The sequence below is a fragment of the Rhabdaerophilum sp. genome (assembly GCF_046092605.1).
GTDB lineage: Bacteria > Pseudomonadota > Alphaproteobacteria > Rhizobiales > Beijerinckiaceae > Rhabdaerophilum.
Map to the genome: position 1 here is coordinate 24982 of NZ_JBJTDY010000020.1, position 7732 is coordinate 32713.

General features: G+C 64.4%; 8 protein-coding genes. 4 read left to right on the top strand and 4 right to left on the bottom strand.

Translation table 11 applies throughout. From position 1 onward, the window contains the following. Nucleotide 1: 1 nt before the first annotated feature. Together fliM and ACKODO_RS02025 are read right to left on the bottom strand one after the other, a co-directional pair. Nucleotides 2-1147, bottom strand: a complete 1146-nt coding sequence (fliM, locus tag ACKODO_RS02020; RefSeq protein ID WP_408981789.1) for a flagellar motor switch protein FliM — start codon at nt 1145-1147, stop codon at nt 2-4. Between the two features lie 31 nt (nt 1148-1178). Further along, nucleotides 1179-1703, bottom strand: coding sequence for a flagellar basal body-associated FliL family protein (locus ACKODO_RS02025; protein WP_408981790.1), 525 nt, complete (start codon nt 1701-1703; stop codon nt 1179-1181). A 336-nt stretch (nt 1704-2039) separates the two neighbouring features. Between ACKODO_RS02025 and flgF the strand changes: the two genes are divergently transcribed. Genes flgF through flgH form a run of 4 tightly spaced genes read left to right on the top strand, consistent with a single transcriptional unit; the run spans nt 2040 to nt 5383 of the window. Next, complete coding sequence (gene flgF / locus ACKODO_RS02030) at nt 2040-2780, top strand: flagellar basal-body rod protein FlgF (protein ID WP_408981791.1); 741 nt, start codon at nt 2040-2042, stop codon at nt 2778-2780. A gap of 24 nt (nt 2781-2804) precedes the next feature. Continuing rightward, nucleotides 2805-3596 carry a flagellar basal-body rod protein FlgG gene (flgG, locus tag ACKODO_RS02035; protein WP_408981792.1) on the top strand — a complete coding sequence of 264 codons (792 nt, stop codon included), beginning with the start codon at nt 2805-2807 and terminating at the stop codon, nt 3594-3596. A gap of 13 nt (nt 3597-3609) precedes the next feature. Continuing rightward, nucleotides 3610-4599, top strand: a complete 990-nt coding sequence (flgA, locus tag ACKODO_RS02040) for a flagellar basal body P-ring formation chaperone FlgA (protein WP_408981793.1) — start codon at nt 3610-3612, stop codon at nt 4597-4599. Between the two features lie 31 nt (nt 4600-4630). Further along, nucleotides 4631-5383: a flagellar basal body L-ring protein FlgH gene (flgH, locus tag ACKODO_RS02045; protein ID WP_408981794.1), complete on the top strand. Its 753-nt coding sequence runs from the start codon at nt 4631-4633 to the stop codon at nt 5381-5383. Between the two features lie 737 nt (nt 5384-6120). On the opposite strand, the gene ACKODO_RS02050 is transcribed toward flgH, so the two are convergent. Both ACKODO_RS02050 and ACKODO_RS02055 read right to left on the bottom strand, forming a co-directional pair. After that, nucleotides 6121-7485, bottom strand: coding sequence for a sensor histidine kinase (locus ACKODO_RS02050; protein ID WP_408981795.1), 1365 nt, complete (start codon nt 7483-7485; stop codon nt 6121-6123). After that, the coding region (locus ACKODO_RS02055; RefSeq protein WP_408981796.1) for a helix-turn-helix domain-containing protein at nt 7482-7732 on the bottom strand (251 nt) is incomplete at its 5' end. The genes ACKODO_RS02055 and ACKODO_RS02050, both read right to left, overlap by 4 nt.

A 7732-nucleotide genomic window follows, 5' to 3' on the forward strand; every position in this document is an offset into this window, starting at 1 on the left:
TTCACCTGTCGCGCCTGACTGAGACGCCTTGTTCGAAGGCTGCGAGTGTCGTTCTTGACCGTCTGAGAGGTTTCGCGATCTGGATCGCCATATGGTCGCCGATGCGGCCGATCTTTCCCTGCGTGACCATGAGGTCGCCGCAGCGGATCGTCACCATCGGGTCGCCGCGCACGTCGAAGAGCAGCGTGTCACCGACCTGCAATTCGAGCACCTTGCTGACAGGCAGGCTGGTTTCATGCAGCACGGCATCGAGATCGAGTGTCGCCTGCCAGATCTCGGAGGCGAGATGGCCTTCCCAGATGTGGTCGCGGCCGAGCTTCTCGCCCATGTAGGACTGGAGCAGCAACTCGCGGATCGGCTCGATCGTGGCATAGGGCAGCAGGATTTCCACCCGCCCGCCGCGACCCTCGAGGTCGATCGCGAGCGCGATGAGGATCGCCGCATTGGCAGGACGCGTGATGGAAGCGAAGCGCGGGTTGGTTTCGATGCGCTCCGGGATAAACTTCACCGGCGAGAGTGGCTGGAAGGCCTGCTCGGCCTCCTGCAGAACGATATCCAGCAGGCGGCGAACGAGGTTCACCTCGACAGTGGTGTAGGGCCGGCCCTCGATGCGGAAATTGGAGCTGCCGCGGCGGCCACCGAGCAGCACATCCATCACGAGATAGATGAGATCGCCGTCGATCGTGATGAGCCCGTAATTCTCCCAGGGCTCCGCCTTGAAAACCGCGAGGATGGTCGGCAGCGGCAACGAGGAGACGTAATCGCCGAATCGCACGCTCGTCACATCATCGAGGCTGACTTCCACATTATCCGAGAAGAAGGAGCGCAAGGTGGTCGTGAGCGTGCGAACCAGACGGTCGAACACGATCTCGAGCATCGGCAGACGCTCGTAGGAGACAACCGTCGAATCGACGATGGCGCGCACGCCATTCTGCTTCGACTGGTCGGCATCCTCGGGGTCAAAACCGAAGATCGTGTCCACCTCTTCCTGGTCGAGGAAAAGGCCGGTGCCAAGATCGAGTTCAAGGCCCGCTTCCTTGGACTTACCCGAACTCGCCGCATCGGCACCCTCGAGGCCGGCATCACCCAGCGCGCGAGCCCATTCGTCGGCGAGATCATCCTGAGAAGTATCCGGCGTATCAGCCACTGTCGTCTCCTTGACCATTCAGGTCAAAAACTCACTGAACCAGCACGTCCTTGAAGAGGATGGCCTCGATGCGCGCGGGATAGATCGATGCGTTCACGCGGCGCACGAGTTCTTCCTTCAGCCGGTAAAGCCCTGCCGAACCCTCGAGATCCGTGGGTCGCAGTTCGCGCAGGAAAATCTGGAAATTGTCGAGCACGCGCGGCATCAGCGGCTGGATCTCGGCGATGATCTTCTGATCCTCGACCTCGAGAGCGAGCTTCAGACGCAGATAGGCCGGGCGCTCCTGCCCGGGCGCACCCGCGAGGTTCACGGTGATTTCCGGCAGATCGAAGAAGAACGCCTTCTTCTTCAGCAGCGCAGCCTTGTCGACTTCCGCAGCCTTCGAACGCTGCCAGAAGTAATAGCCGCCGCCCGCACCCGCCGCGAGGAGGGCCGAAACAATGGAAATCACAATGAGTTTCTTGCGCCCTCCGGAGCCGGCAGCCTTGCCGTCTGCGAGGATTTCATCAGGCTTTGCGGTATTCGCAACCATCGGATCACCCTGGAACCGGGACATCCCGGATTTGTCCTTGCTCCCCGCGCCTCGCGGGCCCTTCCGGCTTCTTCCGGAATCGCCCGGCGCCTCGCGGAGCGCCTTGACCCCGACCTTGGGGGAGCTTGGTTAACGAAGGATTTCTTTATCGCCCGAACCGGCAAATTTTGCCTGTTCATTTCTGCCGAGAGGCAATCCATGACGGATGCGCGTCAAGGGGAGAATAAGATCATACCGCTGAATTTATTCGGATTTTATCAGAGCGGCATTCTGGCACGATCCTTGGTTCGATGATGCCAGTGTCAAGGATCTGCGCTGGGGAGCGAGAGATCGGCGACAGGAAAACCGAGGAGATGGGGCATGGAGAACGTGCTTCTGATCGCGCTTTCGCGCCAGACGGCGCTGCGGCGTGAAATGGATGTCATCGCGAATAATGTCGCGAACGCCAATACGAATGGGTTCAAGCGTCGAATCTCGCAGTCGCGTGAGTTCCAGATGCCGGTTGCCAGCGCGGATATGTTCCGCCGCGGCGAAGATCGGCGCGTTTCCTTCGTGATCGATCGCGGCACGCCGCTGGATCTTTCCGGCGGCACGCTCGAGCCCACCAATAATCCGTTGGATGTCGCCATCTCGGGCGAAGGCTTCTTCGTGGTGCAGACCCCGCAGGGCGAGCGCTACACCCGCAACGGCGCGCTGATGCTCAATGCCAATGGCGAGCTTGTCAATTCCGACGGCTTTCCGCTGCTGGGCGAACAGGGCAACTTCCAATTTTCGCAGAATGACTCGCAGATCGCCATCGCCGGCGACGGCACGGTGACGACCAGCAATGGCTCGCGCGGCCGCCTGCGCGTCGTGCGCTTTGCCAACCCGCAGGCACTCGAGAATGTCGGCGCGAACCTCTTCTCAACGCCCCAGCCGGCCGAACCGGTGACTCAGGCCCGCGTGCAAGCGGGATTTGTCGAACGCTCCAACGTCAAGCCGGTGCTCGAGATCAGCCGGATGATCGAGGTCAACCGTGCCTATCAAAGTGTCGCGAGCCTGATGTCGCGCACCGACGAAACCCGTCGGACCGCGATCCAGCGGCTCGGCGAGGCCATCTGAACCGGAACCTGAAAGGCCAGTCCCATGCGTGCTCTCTACACCGCCGCCACCGGCATGATGGCGCAGGAAAAAAACGTCGAAGTCATTTCGAACAACGTCGCGAACATGCGCACGACGGGGTTCAAGCGGCAGACCATCCATTTCCAGGACCTGCTCTATGAACACCAGCGCCGCGCCGGCGCGCCCACCTCGGACCAGAATACGCAAAACCCCGCCGGCCTGTTCGTGGGCTCCGGTGTGAAGACCGTCGCCACGCCCCGCATCATGAGCCAGGGCAACGTGACCAACACGGAGCGCACCTATGACATGGCGATCCGCGGCGAAGGCTTCTTCCGCATCCAGCTGCCCGATGGCCGCACCGCCTATACCCGTGACGGCGGCTTCGAGACCGACAGCCAGGGCCGGCTGACCACCAAGGACGGCTATCTGGTCGATCCCGGCATCACCGTGCCGCAGGATGCGACGAGCGTCTCGGTCAACCAGCTGGGGCAGGTCTCGGCGATGCTGCCGGCCCAGATCCAGCCGCAGGCGCTGGGCCAGATCACCATGAGCCGCTTCGTCAACAAGGTCGGCCTCGAATCCATCGGTGACAACCTGTTCCTCGAGACGCCCGGCTCCGGCCCGGCCATTGATGGCACGCCGGGCGCCGAAGGCTTCGGCAACCTGCAGCAGGGCTACCTGGAAGAATCGAACGTCAACGCGGTAACCGAGATCGCCGCGATGATTCAGGCCCAGCGCGCCTATGAGCTGAATTCGAAGGTCATCACCGGAGCGGACCAGATGCTCCAGGCGACCTCCAACCTGTTCCGCGGCTGAGGAGTAAGCCATCATGACCCCGCGCCTGCTTCCCCTCACCCTTGCCACCGGCCTGCTCGCGGCCCTGCTCGCGGGCGGCTCCGCCCTCGCGCAGGAGGCGATGCGCCTGAAATCCGAGATCACCGTGACCGGGGAGACCATCCGGCTCGACCAGCTCGTCGAAGGCATCGGCGAGAAGGGGGCCGTGGCGATGTTCCGCGCGCCCCAGCCGGGCCATCGCGGCACGATCCGCGCCGATCGCATCCTCGATGCAGCCCGCGAGCTGGGCATCAGGGGCATCGAGACCGGGGATGTCGTCGCGGTCGCCATCACCCGTCCCGGCCGCACCATCAGCCGGGATGACATGCAGCAGGCCATCGGCCGCCTCGCCGCCGAGCGCGGCGCGCTCGGAAATCTCGAAATCATCCTTGACGATCACCATCCGGCGCGTCTTGTCGATGCGTCACGCGGCGAAGCCATCAAGGTTGCGCAGTTCAACCGCGATGTGCGGACCGGCCGCTTCGAGGCCCGGTTGACGCTCGCCGGCGGACTCGACAGCCTGGAGGGCTGGACGGTCACCGGCGGCATCGTGGAAATGCGCGAGGTGGCGGTTCCGGTCGGCGATCTCGACCGCGGGGACGCCATCCAGGCGAAGGACCTCGTGATGGTGAAACGCCCGGCCGCGCAGGTGGGCGCGGATGTGGTGCGCCCCCTCGCCGATCTCATCGGCATGGTGCCGCGGCGCGCATTGAAGGCCGGCGAGATGATCCGCTCGGCCGATCTCGCAAAGCCGATCCTCGTGGAGAAATCGAGCCTTGTCTCGGTCATCTATGCCACGAAAGGCCTGACGCTGACGATGCGCGGCCGCGCCCAGGGCTCCGGCTCGATGGGGGATGTGGTGAAGGTGCAGAACCTGCAATCCAAGAAGATCGTGGAGGGTGTCATCACCGGTCCCGCCCAGATCACCATCGCCGGCCCTGTCGCGCCGCAGGCGAGCCTCTCCGAAAGCGCGATCAGCCGCTAACTGTCATTTCCGTCTCGAAAGGACGCGTCCCATGTCCCGCAATCTCGCCTCCCGTATCGGCCTGATGGCCCTGCCGCTCATGGCCCTGCCGGCCTGCGGCTCGCTCGATCGCCTTGCCAATATCGGCAAGGCCCCGGCTCTCTCGGCGATCGAGAATCCCGTGACGCAGCCCGGCTACAAGCCGGTCTCCATGCCGATGCCCGCTCCGAAGCCGATCTCCTATCAGGCGAATTCCCTGTGGCGTCCGGGCTCTCGCGCCTTCTTCAAGGATCAGCGTGCCCAGGTGGTCGGCGACCTCCTCACCGTGCGTGTCCGGATCACCGATCGCGCCAACATCGACAACAGCACGCAGCGCAGCCGGCAGAACGGGGAAAATTTCGGCGCCAAGGGCTTCTTCGGCTACGAAAATGCGCTCGACCGCTACCTGCCGGACGGCGCCAGCCCCACCGGGCTGGTCGATCTCTCCTCCGAGAACAGCTCGAAGGGCGCAGGCTCCGTGAAGCGCTCGGAACAGGTCGTGACCGATGTCGCCGCTGTGGTCACGCAGGTGCTGCCAAACGGCAACCTCGTGATCGAGGGCAAGCAGGAAGTGCGCGTGAACTTCGAGGTGCGCGAACTGATCGTGGCCGGCGTGGTGCGTCCCGAGGATATCGAGGCCGGCAACCAGATCGACTCCACGAAAATCGCCCAGGCCCGCATCGCCTATGGCGGCCGCGGCCAGATCACCGATGTGCAGCAGCCTCGCTACGGCCAGCAGGTGCTGGACGTGCTCCTGCCCTTCTGATCCCTTTCAGCGCCATGGCGCGGCGCGGCTTTATCGCATCCGCCGCGCCAAAACCCCACCGATCGGCTCGCTTCCAACCCGAGCCGGCGGCCAGGGCGAACTGCGCCCCTCGCTCCCCCCTTGATGCGGGCGACGCTCTGCGAAAGGACCCCCCGGGCCTCCTCGGCCGGGGGGTCCTTGTTTGTTTGCCGAGCGCGGATCCACGCCAATCGTCCGATGGCACCCGTTCGGTCGAATTGCAGGCCGGTGACCTCCGGGCATTTGCCGTCTCCTTTGGGAGTTGTTCAACTTCGGTCGTTCGGGCCGACTGAAAAAATCTTGGCGGGCGGCGCGCCGAGCTCCGCGACGCCCCCGGGCAACAGCGCCTGCGCCACTGCGAGATCTTAGAGCGGACTCCGATCTGATTGAATCAGGCCGTCCGCTCTATCTCTTTGTTTGATCGCATTTTCTTCGACCAACCGGTATCCACTTGGTCGGAAAATGCTCTAGAGCGATTTGCGCAACAACCGGATTCGGCCGCTCTCGACGCGGATCGCAATTGATCCGGCCCATTGATCCGGCCCATGGGGCTGAGAGGCGGGCTCCAGGCTTCGCGAAGCTTCTCCAAGGCCGCCCTCAGGCGCCCTCTCCCATTCAATCGCTGTTATGGACTTCCTCCGCGTGATCGAGGCCATCGAGGTCATCGACAGCCTTTACTGCCTTGAACGCAGCGGAGAAGATCGCATTCCTTTCGCCCTTCAGGACGCTCGCCCCCCGCGATGAGGCGAAAAGGCGAGCGAGAAAACCGTCCCTCCACCCTCGCGATCGGCAATGCCGAGCGTCGTGCCATGGGCCTCGGCGATGCGCTGGACAATCGCGAGCCCGAGACCGGTGCCACCGAGATCGGAGGGGCTGGCGCGCCAGAAGCGCTTCATCACCAACGGTTTCTGTTCATCGGGAATGCCCGGTCCCCGGTCGAGCACGGCCACCTGCCCCGGTCCGCACACCCGCACGAGCACCTCGGTGTTCTCCGGCGAGAAGCGCAGCGCGTTCTCGACCAGGTTGCGCAGGGCATGCGCGATCGCATCGGCATCGCCGCGCACGATCGTGCCGGGCCGGGCCTCGAAGGCCAGGATGCGCCCCTCGCGGATGGCCAGAGGCGCCATGGCGGCAACGACGCCCTCGGCCACGATTGACAGATCGCATTGGCGGGCGGGGTCCACGACCAGCGTATCGGCCTCAGCGGCGGAAAGAAGCTGGTTCACGAGGCGGCGCAGGGCCGCAATATCGGAGTGGACGGCGTCCAGTTCCCCGCCTTTCGGCAATTTCTCGATGCGCGCGGAGAGCACCGCAAGCGGCGTGCGCAGGGCATGCGCCGCCTCGGCCGTGAAGGCGCGCTCGGCTTCCAGCGCCTCGCCCAGCCTTCGCAGGGCATCATTGATGGCCTCGACCAGGATCAGCACCTCGGTCGGCAGCCCGCGCGTGGGCAATGCGGCGATGCCATGCCCCGGGCCAGCCTTCCGCGCGGCATCGGCCGCAAAGACCAGCGAGCGCAGGGATTGCCGCACGGTGACCGCGTTCAGGATCATCAGGCAGATCGCGAAAGGCAGCAGGGATACGATGACATGCACGAAAAGCTCTTCGAAATAGACGAAGAGCAGCAGGTTCGAGGGGTCGCCTGCCGCCGCAAAGGCAATCCGGACCGGTTCGCCTCCGACACGCACGCGGCGCGACCCGACCAGCACGGAACGGCCATTCACCTCAACATCGCTCCACCAGGCATCCGGACCATTGGGCACGCTCCAGCGCTCGGCCGGCACCAGCATGGCATTGGCTTCGCCCAGCACGTGGCCGGCCCCATCCTCGATGCGGAAGGCATAGGCATCGGGGTAGCGCGTGAAGGTCTGCATCAGCCGGCTTGATGGCTCGAAAGCCAAACTCCCATCCGGCCCGGCCCTCAGCGCCTCGGCGAGGCGGTCGATCTGGTGACTGACCTTTTCGCGGCGAAGGCCCTCGGGGTCGGAGCTGTAATAGGCTGTGACGAAGACGATGTTCATGAGGGTCAGCAACCCGCCAACCAGCAGCAGGCGATGGATGAGCGTGGTGACCAGCGACCGGCTCATGTCCGCCTCGCCTCGGTGAGGAGATAGCCGATGCCCCGGATCGTGTGGATCTCCACATTCGCGCCCGCTTCCGCGAGCTGCCGCCGGAGGCGCGAAACGGACGCCTCCAGTGCGTTGGGACTGGGCGCCTCGTCCAGCGTGTAGATCGCATCCTCGATCACCCGGCGCGGCACGGATTGCCCGAGCTTTCGCAGCAGCACTTCCAGAACGTCGATCTCACGGCGCGCGAGGTTCACGGACCGCCCGG